At 38.0% G+C, this 24,179-nt stretch carries 18 protein-coding genes and 2 pseudogenes; 11 read left to right on the top strand and 9 right to left on the bottom strand.

What is annotated here, in order from left to right:
• Positions 1–163: 163 nt before the first annotated feature.
• Genes M1F25_RS14465 through M1F25_RS14455 form a run of 3 tightly spaced genes read right to left on the bottom strand, consistent with a single transcriptional unit; the run spans position 164 to position 4,362 of the window.
• The gene (locus M1F25_RS14465) at positions 164–2,485 is read right to left on the bottom strand and encodes an AAA family ATPase (RefSeq protein ID WP_181488208.1); all 2,322 of its coding nucleotides are present in this window, start codon (positions 2,483–2,485) and stop codon (positions 164–166) included.
• Positions 2,448–3,134, bottom strand: a complete 687-nt coding sequence (locus tag M1F25_RS14460; RefSeq protein ID WP_105881204.1) for an ABC-three component system middle component 1 — start codon at positions 3,132–3,134, stop codon at positions 2,448–2,450. Before M1F25_RS14460 ends, M1F25_RS14465 begins: the two co-directional genes overlap by 38 nt.
• Positions 3,124–4,362, bottom strand: a complete 1,239-nt coding sequence (locus M1F25_RS14455) for an ABC-three component system protein (protein ID WP_105881203.1) — start codon at positions 4,360–4,362, stop codon at positions 3,124–3,126. The genes M1F25_RS14460 and M1F25_RS14455 overlap by 11 nt, the downstream gene beginning before the upstream one ends.
• A gap of 163 nt (positions 4,363–4,525) precedes the next feature.
• Between M1F25_RS14455 and M1F25_RS14450 the strand changes: the two genes are divergently transcribed.
• The 4 genes and pseudogenes from M1F25_RS14450 to M1F25_RS14435 all read left to right on the top strand — a co-directional run bounded on the left by M1F25_RS14450 (position 4,526) and on the right by M1F25_RS14435 (position 7,881).
• Complete coding sequence (locus M1F25_RS14450; protein ID WP_135536280.1) at positions 4,526–5,779, top strand: IS256 family transposase; 1,254 nt, start codon at positions 4,526–4,528, stop codon at positions 5,777–5,779.
• Positions 5,780–5,813: 34 nt separating this feature from the next.
• Positions 5,814–6,053: pseudogene (locus tag M1F25_RS14445) on the top strand (hypothetical protein); the annotation flags it as partial.
• A gap of 85 nt (positions 6,054–6,138) precedes the next feature.
• A pseudogene (locus M1F25_RS14440) lies at positions 6,139–6,626 on the top strand (transposase); the annotation flags it as partial.
• Positions 6,627–6,700: 74 nt separating this feature from the next.
• Positions 6,701–7,881 (top strand): IS3 family transposase gene (locus M1F25_RS14435; RefSeq protein WP_105881200.1). Its coding sequence is split into 2 segments (ribosomal slippage): positions 6,701–6,956 and positions 6,956–7,881, totalling 1,182 coding nucleotides; the frame shifts between segments, so codons are not numbered across the junction.
• A gap of 44 nt (positions 7,882–7,925) precedes the next feature.
• Here M1F25_RS14435 and M1F25_RS14430 read toward each other — a convergent pair.
• The 5 genes from M1F25_RS14430 to M1F25_RS14410 form a co-directional block, all read right to left on the bottom strand.
• Entirely contained in the window at positions 7,926–8,762 is an 837-nt protein-coding gene (locus M1F25_RS14430) for a DUF932 domain-containing protein (RefSeq protein ID WP_105881199.1), read from the bottom strand.
• Positions 8,763–8,823: 61 nt separating this feature from the next.
• Positions 8,824–9,225, bottom strand: a complete 402-nt coding sequence (locus M1F25_RS14425; RefSeq protein WP_105881230.1) for an antirestriction protein — start codon at positions 9,223–9,225, stop codon at positions 8,824–8,826.
• Between the two features lie 231 nt (positions 9,226–9,456).
• Entirely contained in the window at positions 9,457–9,795 is a 339-nt protein-coding gene (locus tag M1F25_RS14420; protein WP_105881198.1) for a hypothetical protein, read from the bottom strand.
• Positions 9,796–9,896: 101 nt separating this feature from the next.
• A complete protein-coding gene (locus M1F25_RS14415; RefSeq protein ID WP_181488202.1) occupies positions 9,897–10,361 on the bottom strand; it encodes a hypothetical protein in 465 nt (154 codons plus the stop codon).
• A 303-nt stretch (positions 10,362–10,664) separates the two neighbouring features.
• Positions 10,665–11,552, bottom strand: a complete 888-nt coding sequence (locus tag M1F25_RS14410) for a GTPase family protein (protein ID WP_181488200.1) — start codon at positions 11,550–11,552, stop codon at positions 10,665–10,667.
• A gap of 531 nt (positions 11,553–12,083) precedes the next feature.
• Here M1F25_RS14410 and M1F25_RS14405 point away from each other — a divergent pair.
• Together M1F25_RS14405 and M1F25_RS14400 are read left to right on the top strand one after the other, a co-directional pair.
• Positions 12,084–13,520 (top strand): YfjI family protein, encoded by a 1,437-nt coding sequence (locus M1F25_RS14405; RefSeq protein WP_105881196.1) that lies wholly within the window; start codon positions 12,084–12,086, stop codon positions 13,518–13,520.
• A gap of 411 nt (positions 13,521–13,931) precedes the next feature.
• Positions 13,932–14,513, top strand: a complete 582-nt coding sequence (locus M1F25_RS14400) for an inovirus Gp2 family protein (protein ID WP_105881195.1) — start codon at positions 13,932–13,934, stop codon at positions 14,511–14,513.
• A gap of 82 nt (positions 14,514–14,595) precedes the next feature.
• On the opposite strand, the gene M1F25_RS14395 is transcribed toward M1F25_RS14400, so the two are convergent.
• Entirely contained in the window at positions 14,596–14,853 is a 258-nt protein-coding gene (locus tag M1F25_RS14395; RefSeq protein WP_105881194.1) for a helix-turn-helix transcriptional regulator, read from the bottom strand.
• A gap of 159 nt (positions 14,854–15,012) precedes the next feature.
• Here M1F25_RS14395 and M1F25_RS14390 point away from each other — a divergent pair, with 159 nt between their 5' ends.
• The 5 genes from M1F25_RS14390 to M1F25_RS14370 all read left to right on the top strand — a co-directional run bounded on the left by M1F25_RS14390 (position 15,013) and on the right by M1F25_RS14370 (position 24,109).
• Positions 15,013–16,257 carry a hypothetical protein gene (locus tag M1F25_RS14390; RefSeq protein ID WP_181488198.1) on the top strand — a complete coding sequence of 415 codons (1,245 nt, stop codon included), beginning with the start codon at positions 15,013–15,015 and terminating at the stop codon, positions 16,255–16,257.
• A 207-nt stretch (positions 16,258–16,464) separates the two neighbouring features.
• On the top strand, positions 16,465–18,504 hold the full coding sequence (locus tag M1F25_RS14385; RefSeq protein ID WP_181488196.1) for a type I restriction-modification system subunit M: 2,040 nt from the start codon (positions 16,465–16,467) through the stop codon (positions 18,502–18,504).
• The gene (locus M1F25_RS14380; RefSeq protein WP_105881191.1) at positions 18,504–19,748 is read left to right on the top strand and encodes a restriction endonuclease subunit S; all 1,245 of its coding nucleotides are present in this window, start codon (positions 18,504–18,506) and stop codon (positions 19,746–19,748) included. The genes M1F25_RS14385 and M1F25_RS14380 overlap by 1 nt, the downstream gene beginning before the upstream one ends.
• Before the next feature lie 2 nt (positions 19,749–19,750).
• The gene (locus tag M1F25_RS14375) at positions 19,751–20,893 is read left to right on the top strand and encodes an FRG domain-containing protein (protein WP_105881190.1); all 1,143 of its coding nucleotides are present in this window, start codon (positions 19,751–19,753) and stop codon (positions 20,891–20,893) included.
• A gap of 12 nt (positions 20,894–20,905) precedes the next feature.
• Complete coding sequence (locus tag M1F25_RS14370; RefSeq protein WP_105881189.1) at positions 20,906–24,109, top strand: type I restriction endonuclease subunit R; 3,204 nt, start codon at positions 20,906–20,908, stop codon at positions 24,107–24,109.
• Positions 24,110–24,179: the final 70 nt, after the last annotated feature.

The following is a 24,179-nucleotide window of genomic DNA, read 5'->3' as shown; positions in this document are numbered from 1 at the left end:
ATATTTATAGCTGCCTCAGCTTAAATTTGGCGCTAAAATTACGTTGAGTTTGTTTTGTCATATATGTCGCCTGTTAAGTTATGAGGCGTATAATAACACCTCTATTCAGATGGCCAAATTAACTATGCCACTTCATATGAAAAATATCTCAGTCAATGGGGATTTACTTGCCAATATGTGTTTGCATATTAAATGGCTTTTGCGACAAGCCTGCACGCATAAATCTGAACCTAAGATATGACGAGATATTATCTTCATGTGATGAAAGTATTAATTGTCTATTACTTAACTCACAGCGTAGCAAGTCGCTTAAAGAAGCTATATTTATCTCGTCAAGAGATTGAGCTGGATCATCTATCAGAACAAGGGGGGACTTCGCGTACACTTTATTAAGTGATAGGAAAAAAGCCAAACTCAATGCTGATAGTTGTCCAGAACTCATTGACATGGTTGCGTCATGTTCTGATTTTTCTGCTGTGCAGAACCTCAGTCTATCTCCATTCCCTTCATCTATAAATAGTCCTAAGCCACGTTGGTAGTTTTGAATAAGTCTACCGCTATAAATATGGAACGTTAACTCTATATCAGCGATAGTATTTTTAGAATAATCTCTGTTTAGTATGGTTAGTTGTTCCTTTAATGTAGCAACTTTCTGTTTAGCGTTTGTTATCGCGTTATTTAGTTCTAACAAATCCTTAAGCTCTTTATTTAAAGCCTTAAGTCGAAGATTATTTGCTTCATTCTTTTTGTATAAGAAATATTTTTCTTTCCGATTGATTTGTTCTAAGTCTATGTTGAAAACATCATCTAGTGTAACGAATGATTCATTCAAGACTGATTCCCATCCTTCAGGAAGTGTAATCAGCTCATTTTTCTTTTGTTGACGTAACAGCGATATTAATGATTGTTTTCTTGATTCTATTTCTTCTGGTATTTCTGTATAAGTCAGTGGATAAGATATTCCGATTTTTGAAAGCCTTTCATTTATTTTTATTATTTTTTCAAAAATACTCTTTGCCTTTTGTAAACTGTCAAACAAATTTTTGTTAAATTTAAGCTGTTTTTGTGCTTCTTCCAAACGCTGAATCTCAGTATCCTTAGATTTCTTTATTTCATCGAGTTCGGCTTGTAGCTGTTTCCCTACATTATCTAATGAACTTTCTAATGATTTACTTTTAATATCGATTGCGACTAATAGCAGATCTTTTGTTATCCAATCATGTCCACAAAGTAGACAATGTTTTTCCGATAGCGATGTTTTCTTTTGATGTTCCTCTGTTAATTTCTTTCTTGCTTGGCTAATTTCTACAAGAATAATATTTTTTTCACCTATTTCTTTTTTATAATTATCTCTAAGCTGTAAGCGTTTTTTGAAATCGATAATGTTTATCTTTGTCTTATCTTTAATTTTATCAATATCGTCCTGACTTATCGAATCTTCTTTTTTACGTAAAACTCCTAAGGATAAATCAATTTCATTTTTAATTTTATTCTGCTTAATCAGTTCCGGGTAAGCTTCAATATGATGTCCTACTTTTATCACCTCGGTTAATAGGTTTTCATTTCTTATTATGAAATTTTCTATTCTGGCATTATCAATAATTACGCGAAGCTGTTCTTTGTTAGTAATTAGGTTTTTAAGCAATGAAATTTCATTCTCATTTTTTTCTGTTGTTTCAATATCAGAAAAAATTAAAGGGTTCTCAACATCCCATGATGGCGTAGTGAGATGGGTTGATATTTTTTCATACTGCACAGGATTATTATCATTTTTTCCTTGAGCACTTATCGCTTGAATTTGAGATGTGATAGAATCTTTCTTTTGAATGAAATTCAGACTGGTTGATTTCCTCGTCAGTGCATTTTGAACTCGTCCACATAAATTTATGTTTTCAGTGAGTTCACTAACGTTCATCAAACCACTGATAGCATTTTTTCGCTGCCTAATACTGTTAGCAAAAATAAATGAACTCTGTCCTTGTTCAAGATAGTTAAGAAAGTTGTAGTTATCAGTGAATTTTTCGCCTAATATTTCATCAAGCTCATTTTGTGTAATGTAGGTGCTGTTTTCGTAGGAGTCTAACAACTCTAATTTATGGAGTTTAAATATACTAAAATTATCTGCTTTATTGTTCTGTATTATTTTTAAATCATCCACAAGTGCTCTACGTGAAAAGTAAAGTTTTTCATTGTTATCACCTGTCATCTCCACACTGATTTCGATATCCTCCTCTCCATTTTTTTTGTTCCAGAAAAGGTTATCACTATAATTTCTAACACCCCCTATCATTATTGTTTGACATAGTTGTTCAATTCTCTTTACTTTTCCTGTAAACAATAATTCTAAAGCATCATATACGCTTGTTTTTCCATATCCATTAGGGCCTTCAAGTGTCAACAAAGAAGAACTCTCAAAATTGAATTCGACTTTATCAAAAGCCTTGAAGTTATTTATTCTCAGCTTTGATAGCTTCCAGTTCTTCATTTATTAATTCCTCAATTAGCTTTTCTAAATTTATATCAGTTTGCTTATTTTCTGTGCTGATCTTATTATATGTCTCAGATAAATTTAATGAATCTACCAGCGTATTGATTTGCAAATCAATTGGAACAATATCTTTTTCTATACTAGGCATCTCTAAAAAAGGAAGTTTAATGAAAATTCTAGCTGCCATATTGTACAGGCTAGGTCGGGATGGGTCTGCTTTGTAGGTTGAAAATTCTTCATGATCTGAGAGAACTGCTTTGAGATTATTAAAGTTCTTCCCATAAATTAATTGATTCTCTTCATTTGAATAGTACAAAACATATTTTTTGAAATGATAAGCATTTTCTTCTATATCAAATATGCTTTTTTCATATTGTTTGTAATTTGAAAGTTTGTCGAGTTGAAATACTATTATAAGGTCAGTATTTTTTGCAAAGGCTGGAGCTTCTAAAAGTTCAGTAGGAGTTTCATTAATAATTAACTCATTAATAGAACTCGCATCTTCAAGTTTATCTGTTTTGTAGGTTATTATATATCTACGTAATTCACCTTTCTCCTTTTTAAAAAATGATATTTCATTTAACTTGTTTTCTATTTCAATAAAATGGTGATCTTCAATAGCCTGTTTTATAAATTCATTTAGCATTTAATTCTTCCTCGGCCTTGTCTGAAGACAACACCCTTAAATTAAACTCTTTAACAATGTGGTTATTATTTTCTTGAGTACTTTGAACTGTTGTAATCTTCTCTGATGTAGCTGATATTATAGTATTCTCTGATATCTCATAGGCAATAATATTGTTATATTCATAAAGCAATGAGGCAAGGGTAGCATTATCCCTTATGTGTTTTTTTAGATCTTCTTGGAATGAGGTATTTCGTCGTCTTCCGTCTCTGATTGTCAATGCGGTTGGAAGATATTTATTTATTTTTTTTTGATAATGTGGTAGGCCTAATAATTTGGGTATGTGAGATATAGCCGAAATTACATCAAAATAATCCCTAATATCATCCTTATTTATGATATTATTTTCCCTGTGAGGCTGCAATGATGTATGCATTTGGATAGCAGAATTATCACTCAAACTATAAATAAACCTGAAAACGTTTGAGATTGATTCAATTTGCTTTTCATTAAAATGCTCCAAATCATTGTAGAACTCAGTTTCAATAATAGTGGTTATCTTCTCTTTGGTTAATAATGCTTGGTATATTTCGTCTGTTCGATTAAGAGGAGGGGATCTTAATAATTCCAAAAAAATGCTACTTGCTATTCTATTATGGTATGCAGCATAGTTTTGAGTTTGTCCATTGTGGACTAAGTTATGAATTATAATTACTTTATTAGTTATAAGCTCAGAAAGTAAAGTAGACTTTTCAATAATTAAATTTCGTGATCTTATTAAATTATTTTTATCTAAAAAATTTTCAATCTGTTTATCAATTAAATCGTTTATTTCGGATAAGGAACAGTATTTATTATCTCCATAATTATAAAACTCTACTATTTTTCCATTTTGGCTTGTATAGTTCTCAAACGTATTTAATTGTTTCGCCACATGAAAATATCGGATTGTATTTTCATCACAATCAGTATCAACACATGCAGCTTTATAGATAGCCTCGACATATTCAGAGCGGTATTGTGAAAGCTTTGCTTTCACTTGATGAGTTGAAATCACCTTACCATCACAATAAATAGCAAAATCGTCAGTGCTATCTAATTGCAACTCAAAATTATCAATTATTCTCTGTTGAAATGATTTCTCTGTTAATAGCTTCAGGCAATGATAAAGAGCTACTTTCCCTTGATAAACAAAGCCCCCCCAAGAACTAATCGCACTTCCTGGCAGTGTTTCCTCTATGTTAGACATTTTTTATCCTATGAAAATTTTTACTAAACATAGCTATAAATCAGAATCCTTACATAGATATACTATGGAGCTATAGTCATTTGTGGTGTATGAGGGGAAAAGAGGGTGGCGTATCCTGTTGATTGTTTCCTCCAAGAAATAATTAACAGTAGAGCGATACGCCATGACAAATATTACCCTGAATGTTCTTTCACAACCAGATGAAACTGGCACTGATGTGCTAACTGCTTTATTGCGTAATGGTGCTCGTCAGCTCATTGCGCAAGCAGTTGAAGTAGAGCTGCAGCAACTGCTGCAAGCTCATGAAGAACTGCGTTTACCCGATGGCCGCAAAGCTGTGGTGCGTAACGGCTATTTGCCTGAGCGCAGCATCCAAACGGGCATTGGCGATGTTGATATCAAGGTGCCAAAAGTGCGTGATCGTAGCGGCTCTGGTATTCGTTTTACCAGCGCACTGCTACCGCCATACCTCAAGCGTGCCCGCAGCGTTGAAGAGTTATTACCGTGGCTGTATCTCAAAGGTATTTCCACTGGAGACTACCAAGAAGCCCTTGCAGCCTTGCTGGGTGAGAATGCCAAAGGTCTGTCAGCTAACACCATTTCCAGGCTCAAGGAACGCTGGATTGATGAGCACCGAGAGTGGCGACAGCGCGATTTGAGTGACAAGCGCTACGCGTACCTTTGGGTTGACGGTATTTACAGCAACGTCCGCCTCGATGACCGTTTGTGCTTGCTGGTGGTGATGGGCGTGACAGAGCATGGCCGCAAGGAACTGATTGCTGTTGAAGAAGGCTATCGCGAGTCCGAAGCCAGCTGGCTTGAGCTGCTGAATGGCCTGGTTGCGCGTGGGCTTACGACCTGCCCAAAGCTGGCAACAGCTGACGGCGCTCTGGGCTTCTGGAAGGCTCTGAGCAAAGTATACCCGCAGACCAAACAGCAACGTTGCTGGGTGCATAAGACGGCCAATGTGCTCAACAAACTGCCCAAGGCAGTGCAACCCAAAGTAAAAGAAGCACTGCATGATATCTGGATGGCAGAGACGCGTGAGAAGGCTCATAAAGCCTTTGATATAGCGCTGGAAAGGTTTACTGCTAAGTACCCACGCGCAATGGAATGCTTAGCTAAAGACCGTGAGAGCATGTTGGCTTTCTACGATTTTCCAGCAGAACATTGGGTGAGTATACGCACCACCAACCCAATTGAATCTGCCTTCGCTACAGTACGTTTAAGAACCAGCAAAACCCGCAACTGCGGTTCAAGAAACACAACCCTAGCAATGGTTTATAAATTGCTGCAATCAGCGCAGAAGCGCTGGAACCGCCTGAAAGGATTTCAACTGCTAACCCTCGTGGTCAATAACGTTAAATTCCAAGACGGCGAACAAGTAATGGAGCAGTCAGACAGGAAAACCGCCTGATGCTCGTACACCAGATTTGACCATAACTCTATACTATGCTTTAAGTTCTGCTTTTGCAAAAACGATTGATGAATGAATGGCGATCAGGCCAATTTTCATGATTGTGCCCACACTACGTTGCGACTATACCTGCAAGTATTGTCAGGTCAGTAGAGCTTCCGTGAACGCCTCTGGTTATGATCTAGATCCCGCTCTCATCTTTGGTACCATTTCTACTATCAAAAACTATCGACACTACCTTACAAGATAGAGATAAGGTGGAGAGCCACTCTTATGATTCGATTTAATTGGTAATCCCCCCTAAAAATAATCGAGTTCATAAGTAGAATTTTCTCTTACAATAAATTCAGGAGAAAACGATGAAAAAAACAACTTTTACTGACGCTCAAATTATTTCTATTTTGAAGCAAGCTGAGCAAGGTGTTCCCGTTGCACAGCTCTGCCGCGACCATGGCATGGGCAATTCGACTTTTTATAAATGGCGAGCAAAATACGGTGGCATGGACTCCTCTTTAATGGCGAAAATGAAAGCCTTGGAAGAGGAAAATAGACGTCTCAAAAAAATGTATGCCGAAGAACGACTTAAAGCCGAAGTGATCCAAGAAGCTATGGCAAAAAAGTGGTAAAGGCTTCTGAGCGTCGATGTTTAGCTCAAGAAGTCGTTAAGCAAAATAAGATGAGTATTGCTCTGGCTTGCCGTACCTTTTGCCTCAGTGAGGTCTGTTATCGTTACACTGCCACCTTATCCAATGAAAACGCGTTTATTGCAGAGCAACTCATTTTACTCACACAGAAACAACGAAATTGTGGCTTTGGCTTATGCTTCTTGTATTTTCGCAATGTTAAAGTGTAGTGGCATAGTTAATTTGGTCACCAACTCAGAGGTGATATCATCACCTCATAAACAGATAGGTGACAATTATGGTAAAACGTATAAGACGGCTTTTCAGCGCTGAATTCAAACTTGAAGCGGCTCAACTGGTGCTTGACCAAAACTATTCCGTGGTCGAGGCCGCCAACGCGATGGGTGTTGGTAAATCAACCATGGACAAATGGGGTCGGCAACTCAAGCTAGAACGCAAGGGCATTTCACCGAAAGCGTCACCCATGACGCCTGAGCAGATTGAAATCCGTGAATTAAAAAAGAAAATCGCGCAACTTGAAGAGCATAATGAGATCTTAAAAAAGGCTACAGCGCTGGTGATGTCGGACTCTCTGAACAATTCTCGCTGATCGAGAAACTCAGCCGGCGCTTTAGTATTAAACAACTGTGTAACGTGTTCAGTGTTCATCGCAGTAGCTATCAATACTGGCGTCACCGTGCAAAAATACTATCAGCGGAACAAATTCGGCTTCGGGCCCTTGTTCGAGAAGCTCATGAAAGCAGTCACGGTTCTGCGGGTGCTCGTACTATTGCTGATATTGTAGCGAAGACAAAACAGGTTCCTTTAACGCGCTATCGTGCAACTCAGATTATGAAATCACTTGGCTTGGTGAGTTGCCAAATGCGGAAACATCGATATACAAAATCAACTCAAGAGCACGTTGAAATACCGAATCATCTCGGGCGACAATTTGCAGTCACGGAGCCAAACCAAGTTTGGGTGGGTGATGTCACATATATTTGGTCAGGTAATCGCTGGATGTATCTTGCGGTTGTGATGGATTTATTTGCTCGAAAGCCCGTTGGTTGGGCGGTGTCATTTTCACCCGATAGCCAACTAACGGGAAAAGCATTATCAATGGCTTTTGAATCAAGAGGTAAGCCAAGAAATATGCTGTTTCATTCAGATCAAGGAAGTCATTATACAAGCCGTCAATATCGCCAATTACTATGGCGTTATCAGATAAAGCAAAGTTTATCTCGACGAGGTAATTGCTGGGATAATGCGCCGATGGAGCGATTTTTTCGAAGCTTAAAGACAGAATGGGTACCTATTTTAGGTTACCGTAATTTTATAGAGGCACAGCAAGAAATAACACGATATATCATTGGGTATTATAGTCAGATTAGACCGCATCAATATAACGGTGGCTTAACGCCCAATGAGTCAGAACGATTATATTGGGAAAGCTCTAAAACGGTGACCAATTTTTGTTGACCACTACAGCACATCATTTTATGAAAAACAATGTGCTACATTTTTTAAACTCTTTCTCTACCAGAAAAATGTTCATACATCTTTTCTGTCATCACCCACAGCGCCTTATTCAATTTGATATCTCCATCAATACCATTCACTGAACGAGTGCGAGCTCGCTTACCTTTAGCATTTCTGCCCGATAATCCTCCCTTGATTAAATTCTCCTGTAAACGTTGATATACCGTCCATAGGTCATCTTTCTTATCTTCCCAACGACGAGGCTGTAATACTTGCTCTTCGGTAATCGGTTGATGTTCTTCACCGAAACGATACGTCAAAGCCGCTTGTGCCAAGGCTTGCTGTGCTGGTGGCGGTAACAATAGTGATTGCATCTGTTCACGCTTTTCAGCAACCGTATCAAACGTTTCCAGTACTTCATAAGCCCCTTCAATTACCTTTCCTACTACATCACCTTTGTGGGGTACACGCACTTCACCAAAGGTATCTCCACAGACTAAACCATTCGAACATACCGCTCTAAATAACCCCGGTAACATCTGATAGCTGCTTGAGCCGTCATGGCTGTTAAGTAAAATAATTTCAGGTACTTGGATTCCTGTGATTTGGTCATGGCGTCGAAGCCGTAACATATGCTTGGTGTGCTCTCGACGGCTAACATCACGTACACGAGTCTGGCAGGCAAAGAATGGATAAAAGCCTTCTTTTTGCAGACTGTCCAATAAGGTAATGGTTGGTATGTAAGTGTAACGCTCACTTCTGGAATCATGCTTTTCTTCAGAGAAAACGCTAGGTACAGTATGGAATAACTCTTCGATAGTTAATGGGCGGTCACGACGAATGCTATTCGCCGCACCAAAGCGGGAAGCTAAACGAGTCATAATAAATTTCCTTGAAAATAAATAAGATAGGTAAGACTAATAGAATAAATTAAGGACGCAGTTAATCGATAAGGTGAAAAATAGCTGAGCTTTCTGGATGTTGAATGGCGTAGTCACGAAGTTGGTAGAAACGCTCAACTAGCAATTCACTTTCCGTTCTAAATGACCACTGGCTATACAGCATCAAGCAGACGGCGACACCTGCCGCTTCTGGGCTTAGTTCCGCTTCGTTGCCATTATGCATATTGAATAACGTGAGTTTTTCATGGCCTAAATCAGGATAAATAAACGCACCGCCGTTAGGTAATATGCAGTATTCCCAATAGCCGCCAGTGTACTCATCACAGAACTGGCCCATGATAGTGAAAATCACCACTTCAAACGTGGCGAAGCCTTTAACGGTGCCAAAGTGGGTTTGCCAGAAATTTGGCCTAACAGAAAGTGGAACAACAGTAGCTTGCATAAGTGTGTCGGGTTTTGAGGCTGAATAAGGGGATGACATGTGATATCTCCATGTAATAATTGAATAATAAATAGGCTGAGGGGTATAAATAAGAATAAAAATGCGTTTGGTAAATAACGTGAAGCAGTGCGTTTTACATTAGATGTCAGAGAGGGGAGTCATTGATAAACAAAATAAGGTAGCCTGCTATGTTGAGCAGGCCATAAAAGATTAAGGTAAAAATAAGAATGATTATTTGAAATTAAATGTCCATGCACCTTGGTTTGTATCAACAGCTACTTCGAGCACATTGCAGGGTGTTCCTGCACGTTTTCCTGTGAAAATACGTTCGTACGTGCTGCCAAAATTCAGCCTAATTGGCTTCCAAGGAAGATACTCTGCATCTTTACAATTTCCTCGATTAACGATGATTTTCTTGATAATCACACTATCGACATTCGAAGTAATATACACTTTACTGTATGTACGCCCTGCATTACTGGGGCCTGATTTGAGTTGAATTGGTGCTTGTTCAGCATAGACGGAAAAAGCACTGAGCCCTAATAGGAGCGCACAAAGTTGTTTTTTCATAATTATTGTCCTAGTCGTAAATAGAAGGGTAATAGAAAAGAAGGCCATAGCCGTATCTGGCAAATGATGCAATATGGCTCATTTGCTATCATGAGGTATGACTAAAGGAAAAATTCAGCGAGACAACCATCATCACCAAATTCAGGAAGAACTGATGCAGCGCCATTAAGCGTAAAAGTCACGGGCTCACCTTCATCACTGGACACTGTAACTTGTTTAGCTGTACGTAAATTATACCAAGCTGAGGCTAGATGACTTGAGCCCGCTCGGCTTGCGCTTTCACTGATTTGAGCCGTCTCCTCCCCGTTAAATTTCATTTCCAAATATTGTTCCGAATCCATGCGGGTTTGATGACCGTTTATATCGGTAAAAATAATCCTTATAGGCTTATCACCTTTATCTTCACAAGACAGATAAAGCTGAGATTTGCCCTGACCTAGAATGACAAACTCGGTCATTCCTTGTGTTTTGTTACTCGTCCAAGTGTGTGAGTTACCAAAAGCGTGAGTGAATGTCGGTGTTAAAGCCGAAATAAAAAGTGCAGAAATAATAAGTTTTGTTTTCATGATATTTTCCAATTAGTGATTTTGCCTATTCAGATAAAAGGCTCTAAGACTTGATTAATACGAACAAAAAGTGAGTGCTCAACAAACAACTGATGGCTCTCAATTCTTAATAACGTGACAAACCCTGCGATTTATCGCATTGATTTTTATAAATATACTTAAGGCAATGATACTTCTGAGAGATTGTATAGCCATCATTTCCGTATGGATAATGAAAAAAACCGATCGGTTCGATCGACAATTTCGATCATGACAACGTAAAATCATTTATCGATAGGTTAGTATTTCAAGGATGTAATTGAATTAACTAAAGAAAAATGACCAAACAGAGCGCGCTACTTGAGCAATATGATGAGTTGTTGATTTGAGGGCTTGTCGAGCGACCTGCGGTAATGGTGCTAAATCAATCACCTGCTCAATGATATCTACGACCGTATCACCGAAAGAGCTACGCGCATGATTGATAACCGTTGTGGTCTGATAGGAGTTGTGTAGATGTGGGATTAAGGGACTACGTGCCTGCTTTGGGAGACGAGTAATAATCGCCTCCACCAATTGGGGAAGGTGATATCGGCCTTTAACAGATATCGGAATGATGGTATCTGCAGAGATATGCATTTGTTTGGCGATAGCATGTCGTTTCAATGTGATATGAGCTTGCTGTTGTTTTGACGGTTGTGCGGATTCCCAGTGCCACTGCTCTACAGGCTCTATTTTATCAACTTGATTCAAAATCCAAGTAATAGCTGGTAGCTCTCCGTTATACTCCGTGAATACTGTTTGATAAAACTGCTCTTCAATGGAGAAAGCACGGTCATCAGCTTTGAGTACCCAAAGTACCATATCGAGTTTAGGTATCCACTCACGATAGAGCTCACGATACTCCTCATCACGCTGTTGGCTTTCTCCGACACCCGGTAAATCAACTAGCGTTAGTGTGTGCTGTCCAAAGCGCAATTTGATCTGTTGGGGCTGCCGAGTACAAGCTTCAACAGCATTGACAGCACAAACTTGATTGCGAAATAAGGCATTACACAGACTGGATTTCCCAACACCTGTTTTTCCCATAATGCCAATGATAGGCTCATAGGTGACTAACTGGTTAAGTTCTTTTAATAAGGTTTGACGCAGTGAGCGAGGGTAGCGTCGGAGATGGCGACGAATAAGGGTATAGCCTGATAATTTTTTCATATTAACCTCAAAATAAATCCACCATCACAATAAATGGCTGGGAGTATTTAGTTCTCAAGGATGAGATATCACTAAAATGATATATATCTGAAAAAATTTTTAAAACGCATAGGTATATTTCACCAAGTAATAATGCTCTTGTATTAATTAGATAAAGGTAATAACTGTAAAAGTTTAACCAGTCGCACAGAACTGTTAAGACGAACTATATGATTTTGAGTAAAGTATGATTTTTCCTTTTTGTATGATGTTAGCAATGAATTTAAATATAAATCAAAGCAAGTATTTTCTTGTGGGTTAAGAAATTTGTTAAGCAAGACATCAATATTGAAAGATTATAATGAAGTATTTAGAGGAGTAAGTCTTTTTATTTTAAGGTTGATTTTCAATGAAATGATTTTATTGAATAAATTTCAATGTAAATACTCTGTCTTATCTAAACTAAATTAATCCAAAGTTAAATTTCAAATTGACTTGCGATTGGGTTTGCGATTTATTACGGCTATCGAAACAAACAATAGGACAAAAATCATGAGACGTTTTCCTTTAAATGCATTTCCATCTAAGTTACGTAACGTTATTAAAGATATTGAAGAGCGTACACAAGCTCCCATTCCATTAATTGCATCTTCGGTAATTAGCGCTATTTCATTATCGTGTCAAAGTTTAATTGATGTAAATATTAATGAATCATTAAAAGGACCAGTGTCATTATTTTTATTTGTTATCGCAAATTCAGGCGAAAGAAAAACATCAGTTGATAGAATGGTAATGCAACCGTTTTATCAACATGATGAAATTTCATTACGTCAATTTGATTTATGTAAAAAGAGCCATGCGGTTGAATTGCTGATATGGCAGGAGAAAGAAAAAGCAATCTTAGGGGTAATAAAGAAAAAAACAGCAAAAGGACAACCTACCGAGCTGGAGTCTCAACGCTTAAGAGAATTACAAATTGAAAAGCCTATCTTACCGAAATGTAATCGATTAATTTATAATAATACTACTCCAGAAGCACTGCAGTTTACTATGTATAATCACTCTCAAAATATTGGTTTAATTGCTGATGAGGGGGCAAATATACTGGATAGACAGGTCATGAAAGATTTGAGTTTCATTAATTCAATGTGGGATGGTGTCAGTTTTCATATTGAGCGTAAAACAACCCAAAGTTTTACAATAGAGGATGGTCGTATTACTTTATCTATGATGGTACAAAAGAAAACATTTGATTTGTACTTGAAACGCCAAGGTGAAAAAGCACGAGGTAGTGGTTTCTTTGCTCGTTGTTTACCTGTTTTTATCGATGAAAAATTAACGACACAAGGCGATCGATTTATTAAGCCTTATTTAAACGAACCAAGATATCTTAATTATTTTTATCAAAGGATAAGTAACTTATTAAATCAAAATAATACTGATAAAAAATGTGGTGAGAGAATCATTTTATCACTTGAGCCAGAAGCTCAATATGAGTGGAATAAAATATATAATGATATTGAGTCTAGCATTCATCCTGATGGAAAATATGCCAACATGAATGATTTTGCTTCAAAACTACCAAATAATGTCGCACGACTAGCTGCATTACTTAGCTATTTTGCAGAGGGAAACTCTGCAATAAGAACAGAATATGTTGAGAGTGCTTGGTTATTATGCGAATGGTATATGGAACAGGCTATTAATTTATTCTCTCATGAGGGGGACTATTATGAAGCCTTGTTATTGTCTTGGTTAAATATGGAGTATGAACGCTCAAATACAGACTGTATTAAGCTTAATGATATTCGTCGCATCGGTCCTAATGCTTTACGAAAAGGAAAGTTATTGAATATTGTAGTAAATAACCTTGAAAGTGTGAATGCGATTGAAATAGATTATACAAGAGGAGGAGCAAAAATGGTCTGTGAAGGTAAGTTTTTCCGTAACAATAAATTTACAAAAAATCCAGTAATTGCACATTATTAAATTGCTACTGTTGCGATTGTAGCAATGAAACGCAATAAATTATGTTAAAAATAGGTCAAACTAATATCAGAGTGAAATTATATTCGATAAAATAGAATAGAGTATGTCTAGCATGCTCTGTATTACCCTATTTTTTATTTTAATTAAATCTAATGTTGTCGGTATAGTAATATATAACATCAATTTAATTATATGAGTTACCTATTGTTGGTTTAATTACTTAATGTTAATTTAACAGACTTAATTAATATATTCCATTATATGAATGGTAAATAATTAAAGCTTTAGCTTAAAATCATTTAAGCTTTATTTCTTCTTTAATTTTTCATCTAAATGGTTGGTTTTTGATGTTGTATATTTTTTTATACCGATGTTTTCATGATCTAAAATAATAATCATTGGTATCAATAAATGAAAGAATACTCGTACAATAAAAAATATCAAAATGTGTTTGTTGATGTAATCAATCAAGCTGTAGATGAATTTCCCCGTACTTTAGCTTTACGTGTAGATTTACGTTTTCCAGCTAATTACAACTATAGTCGTTCGAGTCGTGAAATAACGCGATTTATTGAATCACTTAAAGCCAAACTAAGTGTTGATTGTCTAAGAAAAAATAAACTTTGGGGGCGCCGCTGGCGAAATCGTTTACGTTATATATGGGTACGTGAAACAGGCAATAGCAACCGACGTAAACATTATCATGCTTTATTATTACTTAATAAAGACTTATACCACGGTGCAGGAAAGTTCGATTCTGATAATAGTTTAGCCGCCTTAATTCAACAGGCATGGTATAGCGCTTTAGGATTAGATTCTATTATGTATTCATCATTAGTACATTTTCCTGTTAATGGAGTCTTTCATTTGAATATTAATAAGGAAGATTATGAACAGAAGCTTAACCAGCTATTAAAGCGCATGGAGTATTTAGCTAAAGACTACACTAAAAATTATGACGATGGGTATAGGTCTATTGGGAGGAGTAAATAATGAATGGTAACCAGCTCAACTAGAAACGGACGTTATTGCTACTAACGTCCGAGAGAGTCATTATAAGGCTCAGCGATTAATATTAGATAAAACCATTTCTGGGAATATCAACACAATGTGTTGATGCATTGGCTATCTTACATTGAAGTAGCCATTTATCTAAATCTGTTTCCAACCAACCGACAGACTGTTTTCCTAGCTGACGTGGCTTTGGAAATGTGGGATCGTAGCGCTTCGATTTCGGGTTTAACCAGTCGTATATCGTCGAACGGGAGATGCCAATTTTTGCCATAACTGTACGAATACGTAGGATCTTTATAGTTTGAGTATGGTGGTTCATTTTTTCTACCTCGTTTAACTGTAATAATCTAAGTTACCTTGAATAACGATTCTCTGTTATTCGCCACCTAAGCCTGTTGGCTGGTATGCGATACATTGTAATGAAGACGAATAGTGTCTAAAATTGGTAATTACTACTTACTTTTTTTGACATTGACTTATGCCAGCTACGACAGCATTGCAAAAAGCAGCATTTGATGTGATCGATACTCTTCATTTCAATCGAGTTTTTATGGGATTTATATGCGGAAAATCTATAGAAGAGTGGTATCCTTGGATTCTTAATGGAATCAATAAGATACTACAGAAAGAAGGACTCACTGGAAAACAAGCAGAGATAACCAAGCATTACCTGCTGTCTGCTCTTGAAATTCGCTTAACGGTTGATGACAAATATTTGTCAGATTTTGCCGAGTATTTTAAAGTATTGAATTCTGATAGCCCGTCTTTCAATCAGGACAAGCTTGAGGAAATAGATAATTACACAAGAACATTTAGTTTGGCCATGCTTTCCGTATTTGCCCACCATAATGGCGTGACCAGAGAATTTCTTTTGCAGGCAACGGAGGAATTGATGAATGATAAGGTATTATCATTATCAACTATGCCATTTATTATTAGGTACCGATTGACTGAATGTTGTTATATATATGAGTATCCTAATGCCCCTTTCCTTTTTTATCACGAGCTAGTAAATCGCAATATTATTTCATGCCATAAGTATTCGCATAAGGTTGACAAATACGCGCATGAGCCTGATTCAGAGTTATCGCTGTTGTTTATCCGTGCGGGCTTAATTTTTGAGCTTAAGATTCTGCAAAGAGCGTTAGATGTAATGATATCTCTCGAGAAGGATAGAACTATAGTGATTCCCAACCTTGAATCTAAAATATCCCGTACTGATCGTAAACTCCTTGCAGATTACTATAAAAGGCTCGTTGACATCTCATTACAGAGGAAAGGGCAGCGTTCATTTATGCTTTCTTTTAGGTGTAAAGAGCATGTTTCGAAAATAAAAGCTGAAAAATTTCTAAACAATATGAATAGATTTTATTTTCATAAACGCATGTTTGGAGGTACTCAGGGAAAATGGCTTGGAACTCTAGGGGGATTTGAGATTGAGATTCGTAGTGTAGCGGAGCCAGAATTGGCGATTTATTATGAAGCAGATAATAGTCTGACAATTTCAGAGAAAGTAAAATCAAAATTTTTAGACTATGGTTTTAGTGTATCAGCTAGAAGTTTGTATTTACGGCATAAACCGATAAAAAAAAGCAGCTATCCTCAAATCTTATATTATTATTATGTGTTGCTAGAACAGGAATGTATGCTCCCTTGGCATAGTAATCGTGATGGGTATTATGACTTGGCTCTTAACTACAAAGAGAACGATGTGAGTGAATAGAGGTTTGTTTATTAATATACTTGTTGAATTATTCACATAGTGGCTATGATTGACGGGTAAGTTATTATTTCGCTCTGCAGTTTTATCAAGGCCATGTTCACTAACTTGGTGGATAATCTGTATTTTTTGCGTTGTATGTCGCTACCACTAGGCTTGTTATAAAGGTACAATCAGTTAACTTTTTTAATATACAATGTGCTGATTACAATGACTAATAACAATTTCTCTTCAACAGCGGCATTTCTATGGTCAGTAGCTGACCTGTTACGTGGCGACTTCAAGCAATCTCAATACGGACGCATCATTCTCCCTTTCACCTTGCTAAGGCGCTTAGAGTGTGTCCTTGCAGCTACAAAGGCTGATGTTCTGGCTAAATACGATGCAGTAAAATCAATGCCGATTGAAGCGCAGGACAAACTACTTACCCATGCTGCGCAGTTAAGCTTTTATAACACCTCAAAAATGGATTTGAACCGTCTTGGTGAAACTGGTGTAGCGAATAATCTTCAGAATTATATTCAATCATTTAGCCCAAATGCCCGTGAGATTTTTGAGTATTTCGACTTTTTTAATACCATCGATAAATTGGAAGAAGCCGACCTGCTTTATAAAGTTGCAAAACGTTTTGCGACCACAGATCTTCATCCTGACGCCATTAGCAACTATGGTATGGGTTTAGTGTTTGAAGAGCTTATCCGACGCTTTGCCGAAAGCTCAAATGAAACCGCAGGGGAACACTTTACCCCAAGGGATATTGTTGAGCTGACAACGTCATTGCTTTTCACTAACGAAGAAGAGTTAACCAGTTCAGGCTTGGTACGCTCAATCTATGACCCTACAGCAGGAACCGGTGGCTTCTTATCGTCTGGTATGGAGTATGTCCACAAACTCAACGAGAAAGCCTCTCTATCAGCATTCGGTCAAGAGCTGAACCCAGAGTCATACGCAATCTGTAAAGCAGATATGCTGATTAAGGGGCAGAAGGTCGATAATATCAAACTGGGCAATACCTTATCGAATGACCAGCTCCGCAGTGATAAGTTTGACTATATGCTATCTAATCCACCTTTTGGTGTGGATTGGAAGAAAATCCAAAAATACATCACTGATGAGCATACCCAAAAAGGTTTTGAAGGCCGCTTTGGTGCGGGCTTACCTCGCGTGTCTGATGGTTCATTACTGTTTTTGATGCACCTAATTAGTAAAATGCGCCCTGAAAGTGAAGGTGGTTCACGTATTGGTATCATCCTAAATGGCTCCCCACTTTTTACTGGCGGAGCGGGTAGCGGTGAGAGTGAAATTAGACGTTATGTTCTGGAGAATGACCTACTCGAAGCAATTGTGGCGTTGCCTACTGATATGTTCTACAACACGGGTATTGCCACTTATATTTGGGTGTTATCTAACCATAAGCCAACTGCTCGCAAAGGTAAGGTTCAGCTAATTAATGCGTCAAAAGAACGTGCTAAAACAGGTGGGCGTGGGCGTAGTGGTGGCGGTGAAATCGAAGGCAATGATGATAACGTGTTTTATGCTGTCATGCGTAAATCACTGGGCAGTAAGCGAAAAGAACTAACAGAAGAAGCGATTGATACAATCGTGCAAACATACGGTCAGTTTGTAGAAAACGATTTTAGTAAAATCTTTGATTACAAAGCGTTTGGCTATCGCCGAATTACGGTTGAACGCCCACTGAAATTAGCTATTTACCCGAAGGATGCTACACGCCTAGAAGCTCTGCAAGCAGATAGTGTTTGGCAGAAAATAGATGAAACTACCCAACAAGCTATTCTTAACGCGCTTACGTCATTTGAAATCGAAAAGTATTTGTCTCGGGATAAATTCCTCAAACAGTTAAAAACCAAGCTGGCAGACGTTAAATTAAGTGCAGTGCAGCTAAAACTGATTGTGAAACACCTTGGTGAGCACGATGATGAAGCTGAAGTGTGCAAAGCCAAAGGCCAGATTGAATCTAATCCTGATTTGCGTGATAACGAAAACGTACCACTTACGGAAAGTGTTGAAGAGTACTTCGCTCGTGAAGTCCTACCACACGTACCGGATGCTTGGATTGATGAAAGCAAGCTAGACCCGAAAGATGGTGAAGTGGGTATTGTTGGTTATGAAATTCCGTTTAACCGCCATTTCTATGTTTATGAACCACCTAGAGCGTTAGAAGAGATTGATGCGGAGTTGGATGCGATATCGACTGAGATTATGGAGTTGCTGAAAGAGGTACATTCGTAATGGTTGGGCGCTATAAGGTATATCCGGAGTATAAAGATTCAGGGGTTGAGTGGGTTGGAGAGATACCAACTTATTGGTTTGTAAAGCCAACATTCTCAGTATTTGATCCGACAGTAACAAAAAATACGGAAGGGCAAGAAAGCATTGTTTTATCCTTAAGCTATGGAAATATTATTGAGCGCGATGTGGACACTAATTTCGGGCTACTTCCTGAATCGTTCAATACATACCAGATTGTTAATGATGGAGATCTAATCCTTAGATTAACAGACCTACAAAATGATAAAAAAAGTTTACGTGTAGGTTTAGTGAAGCAGACAGGAATTATTACATCAGCATATTTAAAGCTGAAAGCAAACAAATCTATTGAACCTCGATTTGCGTACAGATTACTCCATTCTTACGACACAACAAAAGTATTCTATGGTATGGGAGGGGGATTAAGACAATCAATGAAGTTTGAGGAATTTAGACGATTACCTATTCTGATTCCTCCTCTTGAAGAACAACATAAAATCGCCAACTTCCTCGATCATGAAACTGCCAAGATTGACACTTTAATTGCCAAGCAAGAAAAATTGATTGAACTGCTACAAGAAAAACGTCAAGCGGTGATTTCTCACGCAGTGACTAAAGGGCTTAATCCTGATGTACGAATGAAAGACTCTGGTGTGGAATGGCTGGGAGAAGTACCTAAGCATTGGAGGGTAGTAAAGCTAAGTTACTTTTTAAAACTGCTTAGTGGAGATGGAATAACATCAGATCAAATAGAACCTGAAGGTGAATATCCTGTAATGGGAGGCAATGGTTTTAGAGGATATACCTCAAATTATAATTGCAATGGTGATTACGCACTGATTGGAAGACAAGGCGCATTATGTGGAAATATTAATATCGCAAGAGGTAAATTTTTTGCCTCTGAACACGCTGTTGTTGTTTATCCATACATAAACTTTAATTTGACATTTCTTTCTGAGTTTCTTCGATTTATGAATTTAGGACAATACTCTATTTCTGCTGCACAGCCTGGTATCTCAGTTGAGAGAATTAATGGATTAAAAATTGCGATGCCTCCATTGGATGAGCAAACGCGTATTGGCGATAAAATCAAGAAAATGTCTTACGATTTTGATGTGTTAATAATCAAGGCTAAAATAATGATAAAAGCTTTAAAAGAACGTAAAACAGCTCTTATTTCAGCTGCAGTAACCGGAAAAATTGATGTTAGGGACTGGAAAGAGTAATTATGGCAGTAAAGCATATTAAAACGTTGGCTCACTTTATTGCGGCCTGCTCGGAAATACAAGTAAAAGAAGACCACACTCTATTTTATAGAGGTCACGCTTCAGATGAATATACTCCCATACCCACGATTTTTAGAAATCAAAATAACGAGTTAAAGAAAAGCCGTTACGTAGAGAATGAGGGGGAGCTGTTTCATAACCTGATTACGCAATGTCCTGAAGAGTTTAAAGATTGCGTATCAACCTTTGATTTTTTGGTGAAAATGCAGCACTACGGTTTACCAACAAGATTGCTTGATATAACAAGTAACCCTTTAGTCGCTCTATATTTTACGTGTTGTACACTAATACCAGAAACATCGAGGGACAAAAATGCCAAAAACGGACAAGTATTAGTTTACCAGGTTCCAAATGACGAAATAAAGTATTTCAATAGCGATACTGTTTCAGTTATTAGTAACTTAGTTAGAACAGAATCAAGCTTTGACTTCAATAATAAGGAGCACTCCGAGCGTTTTTTGCATTCAATACAAGCTGAAAAACCTTACTTTAAACCTTATATTAAAGAAGAACATCTGAACTCTGTTATCTGCGTAAAGCCAAAGCTTGATAATCGCAGAATAATAAAACAAAGTGGGGCTTTCTTTTTGTTTGGTATGGGTAACCAAAAAACAGATCTAACCCGCATCCCAGATGGTTACCGAACTGATATTAAGCATATTGCTATACCAAAAGGTTCTAAAGAAAACCTATTAAAAGAACTTGCAACATTGTCTATCTCGGAAGCGACATTGTTCCCTGAAATTGACAATGTCGCTAGTTTTTTAAAGAAAAATATTAAAATAAAAGAAAAACTCCCGGAAGAAGATTCGACTAATTTGGATGAGAGCATTTCGTCACATTATTACGCTGTAATCGTTGATAGTTTAATAGGAAATGAAAAGCTTTGTGAACAAATAAAAAATAATCCTGAAGATCGAGCAAAGCAAGGGATTTATCCAGATTTATTGCAAGCTGCGATCATTGAGAGTTCAGAGCATCATAATGAAATAGCTATTAAATTACTCTCGGAAAAAGAAACCGCTGAGCAATTTTCAGATAATATTTTTAAGAAGTTAAAAAAAATCATTGTGGCGACAGTATAAGAGGATTGATTAATGTCAGATGTGGCACAAGAAAAAATATTCCAAAACGACATCCTTGACCAAATGCTGTCTCACGGTTGGTTATTAGGCGAATCGAGCAACTACAACAAAGAGCTAGCTCTTTATCCTGACGACGTCATTGCGTTTGTGAAAACCACACAGCCAGAGCAATGGGATAAACTCGCGCAGCACTTTCCAAATACGACAGCTGATGTGCTACTCAAATCATTAGAACAAGAACTTAAAAAAGAAGGCACACTCTGGGTATTGCGAAACAAGGTCAATAACCGAGGTGCTAAGTTTGATCTGTGTAGCTTTAAACCAGATCACGATCTGAACCCAACGGCAACGGTTCGTTATCAGCAAAATATTCTACGTGTAGTACCTGAACTGGTTTACTCGCCCAATGGTTATGACGGTCGATTAGATTTAACGCTATTTGTGAATGGGATACCTGTTGCCACTTGTGAGCTTAAGTCAGAGTTTAAACAGTCAATTGATAATGCCAAAGTCCAATATATGAAGGACAGGCTACCGAAAGACAAAAAGACACATAAGTCCGAACCGTTATTGACTTTTAAACGAGGGGCATTGGTTCACTTTGCGGTCAGCCAGTACAACGTGGCAATGACCACGAACTTAAATGGCAAAAATACTTATTTCTTGCCCTTTGACCGAGGAACCAGCGAAGGCGGTAAGGGGAACGATATCCCCGAAGATGGCAGCTATGCGACATCCTATCTTTGGAATGAAATTTTCCAAAAAGATAATTTGCTGCTTATCCTTGGGCGATATATTCACCTTGAAGTCAAAGATGTTGAAAATTTAGATGGTTCAATTAGTCAAAAAGAAACGCTGATCTTTCCTCGTTATCATCAGTGGTCGGTGGTTTCAAAGTTGCTCAGAACCGTAGACAATGAAGGTACAGGGCATAAATACCTGATCCAGCACAGCGCAGGTTCAGGTAAATCAAACTCGATTGCATGGTTATCTCACCAATTAGCATCAAAACACTATGATATCGACCACCCTGAGCTTGATAAGCAAGCAGGGGATAAGGTATTTGACTCTGTTATTGTGATCAGCGATAGAACGGTGTTGGATAGCCAGCTACAGGATACAATTTATCAGTTTGACCACAGCGAAGGGATGATTGCTCGTGTTAACCGCGAAGAGGCTCAAGGCTCTAAATCCAGCCAATTAGCTGGGGAGTTGAAGGCTAGTACCTCTATCATTATCGTGACTATTCAAACTTTTCCTCACGTATTAGAAGCGATACGTCAAGACTCAACTCTTGCAGGCCGAAGCTACGCTGTGATTGCGGATGAAGCGCACTCAAGTCAAACAGGAACAACAGCTCGTAAGCTGCGTGAAGTTCTCATGGCTGAGCAATTAGACGGTGATGAAGAGCTAGATAGTGAAGATATGCTGCGTTTATCACTTGAAGCTCGTAAAGGTTCGAATAAGCTCAGCTACTTTGCTTTTACAGCGACACCGAAGGCAAAAACACTAGAGTTGTTTGGTCGTAGACCCAATCCTGAAGAATCTGCAAGCGATACCAATAAACCCCAGCCTTTTCATGTCTATTCAATGCGTCAAGCGATTGAAGAAGGTTTTATTCTCGATGTTCTACAAAACTACACCAGTTACCGAGTGGCTTACCAATTAGCGCATAAAAATCCTGATTTAGATCATGAGGTAGACAGTAAGAAAGCAGCATCGAAAATGGCAAAATGGGTTCGCTTTCACCCTTACAACATTGCTCAAAAAGTGGAAACTATCATTGAACATTTCAATGATAAAATTAAGCATTTGCTAGGCGGCGAAGCCAAAGCGATGGTCGTCACTAGTAGTCGTTTAGAGGCTGTACGCTACAAACTGGCTTTTGAAAAATATGTGCAAGAGAAGGGCTACACCAATGTTAATGCAATGGTGGCGTTTTCGGGGGAGGTGAATGATCCTGATTTCCCTGATCATCCTTTCACTGAAAATAATATGAACCCTAATCTCCGTGGTCGCGATATGCGTAAAGCATTCGATACCTCAGATTATCAGGTCATGCTGGTGGCGAATAAATTCCAGACAGGTTTTGACCAGCCAAAATTAGTAGCGATGTATGTCGATAAGCCATTAAAAGGCGTTGAGTGTATTCAGACGCTTTCGAGGTTAAACCGTACTTATAAAGGCAAAGAAAAAACCTTTGTGCTCGACTTCGTTAATGATCCTGAAGATATATTGGCAGAGTTTAAAGTATATTTCCAAACTGCAGAATTGGCTGATGTCTCTGATCCAAACATTGTCTATGAACTAATGAAAAAGCTCGACAAAGTTGGTATTTATCAATGGCGAGAGGTTGAGATGTTTGTTGAAACGTATAACAACAAGCAAGCAAATCAAGCCAAACTCGCTAATCTGTGTAAGCCAGCTGTTGACCGCTTTTCTGTTCGTTATAAGGATGCATCACAGGTTCTTCGAGCTGCACAAGCGGAGCTATCAAAGGCAAAAATTGAAAAGAACGACAAAAAAATTAAGTATGCTGAAAATAGCGTAAAGCACGCGAAAGAAGCCCGAGATATTCTTGAGGTGTTCAAGAAAGACCTCATCTCGTTTTATCGCTACTACGAATTTACGTCTCAGATTGTCAATTTTGATGATTATGAATTAGAAAAACTGAGTATTTTCGCCAAATATCTTCATCCGTTGCTGCGCCTCGATGTTGTGGAAGACGAAATCGATTTATCAGATGTGGTGATGACACACTACCGTCTTCACGAGCAACGCGAAGCCGATTTACAGCTTGGCCTTATGATTGGAGAAGAACCAAAGCCCTATTTGCCTGCAGCAAAAGAAGGCTCTGGTGCTGTACCGAAAGATCCCAAAACTGAATTGCTTAACGAGATCATTCAACGAATGAACGACTTGTTTATTGAAGATGGTTTATCTGAAAATGATATGCTCAATTATGCGAATACGATTGCAGGGAAAATCTCAGAAAATGAAGTGGTTATGGATCAGCTGCGCAGTAATACCAAAGAGCAAGCAATGCTCGGCCAATTCACTGAGTCAATCAATAATGCCATTATTGAGAGTATGGATATTCATAATGAGATGGCAATGAAACTTCTGTCTAATGAAGCGATAGCGAAAGGCTTTGCTGGATTGATGTTTGATGTGTTAATGAAGGGATTAGGAAAGGCAAGTGAAGCTCAACGTTAGTATATGGTAATTCACCATCTTGGGAATAAGCTCAGGGTGGTGATGTATTTGTATGCTTTGGATAAAGATA

It is taken from the genome of Providencia sp. PROV109 (assembly GCF_033681625.1).
GTDB lineage: Bacteria > Pseudomonadota > Gammaproteobacteria > Enterobacterales > Enterobacteriaceae > Providencia > Providencia hangzhouensis.
The sequence above is the reverse complement of the archived record's forward strand: the minus strand, read 5'-3'. Positions and strand labels throughout refer to the sequence as shown.

Bases quoted from the DNA above. Each gene is read 5' to 3' on its own strand.
- M1F25_RS14395 (WP_105881194.1), bottom strand. From the start codon at position 14,853: ATGAACCACCATACTCAAACTATAAAGATCCTACGTATTCGTACAGTT.
- M1F25_RS14390 (WP_181488198.1), top strand. From the start codon at position 15,013: ATGCCAGCTACGACAGCATTGCAAAAAGCAGCATTTGATGTGATCGAT.
- M1F25_RS14465 (WP_181488208.1), bottom strand. From the start codon at position 2,485: ATGAAGAACTGGAAGCTATCAAAGCTGAGAATAAATAACTTCAAGGCT.
- M1F25_RS14415 (WP_181488202.1), bottom strand. From the start codon at position 10,361: ATGAAAACAAAACTTATTATTTCTGCACTTTTTATTTCGGCTTTAACA.
- M1F25_RS14370 (WP_105881189.1), top strand. From the start codon at position 20,906: ATGTCAGATGTGGCACAAGAAAAAATATTCCAAAACGACATCCTTGAC.
- M1F25_RS14450 (WP_135536280.1), top strand. From the start codon at position 4,526: ATGACAAATATTACCCTGAATGTTCTTTCACAACCAGATGAAACTGGC.
- M1F25_RS14375 (WP_105881190.1), top strand. From the start codon at position 19,751: ATGGCAGTAAAGCATATTAAAACGTTGGCTCACTTTATTGCGGCCTGC.
- M1F25_RS14380 (WP_105881191.1), top strand. From the start codon at position 18,504: ATGGTTGGGCGCTATAAGGTATATCCGGAGTATAAAGATTCAGGGGTT.
- M1F25_RS14430 (WP_105881199.1), bottom strand. From the start codon at position 8,762: ATGACTCGTTTAGCTTCCCGCTTTGGTGCGGCGAATAGCATTCGTCGT.
- M1F25_RS14410 (WP_181488200.1), bottom strand. From the start codon at position 11,552: ATGAAAAAATTATCAGGCTATACCCTTATTCGTCGCCATCTCCGACGC.
- M1F25_RS14385 (WP_181488196.1), top strand. From the start codon at position 16,465: ATGACTAATAACAATTTCTCTTCAACAGCGGCATTTCTATGGTCAGTA.
- M1F25_RS14420 (WP_105881198.1), bottom strand. From the start codon at position 9,795: ATGAAAAAACAACTTTGTGCGCTCCTATTAGGGCTCAGTGCTTTTTCC.
- M1F25_RS14405 (WP_105881196.1), top strand. From the start codon at position 12,084: ATGAGACGTTTTCCTTTAAATGCATTTCCATCTAAGTTACGTAACGTT.
- M1F25_RS14455 (WP_105881203.1), bottom strand. From the start codon at position 4,362: ATGTCTAACATAGAGGAAACACTGCCAGGAAGTGCGATTAGTTCTTGG.
- M1F25_RS14460 (WP_105881204.1), bottom strand. From the start codon at position 3,134: ATGCTAAATGAATTTATAAAACAGGCTATTGAAGATCACCATTTTATT.
- M1F25_RS14400 (WP_105881195.1), top strand. From the start codon at position 13,932: ATGAAAGAATACTCGTACAATAAAAAATATCAAAATGTGTTTGTTGAT.
- M1F25_RS14425 (WP_105881230.1), bottom strand. From the start codon at position 9,225: ATGCAAGCTACTGTTGTTCCACTTTCTGTTAGGCCAAATTTCTGGCAA.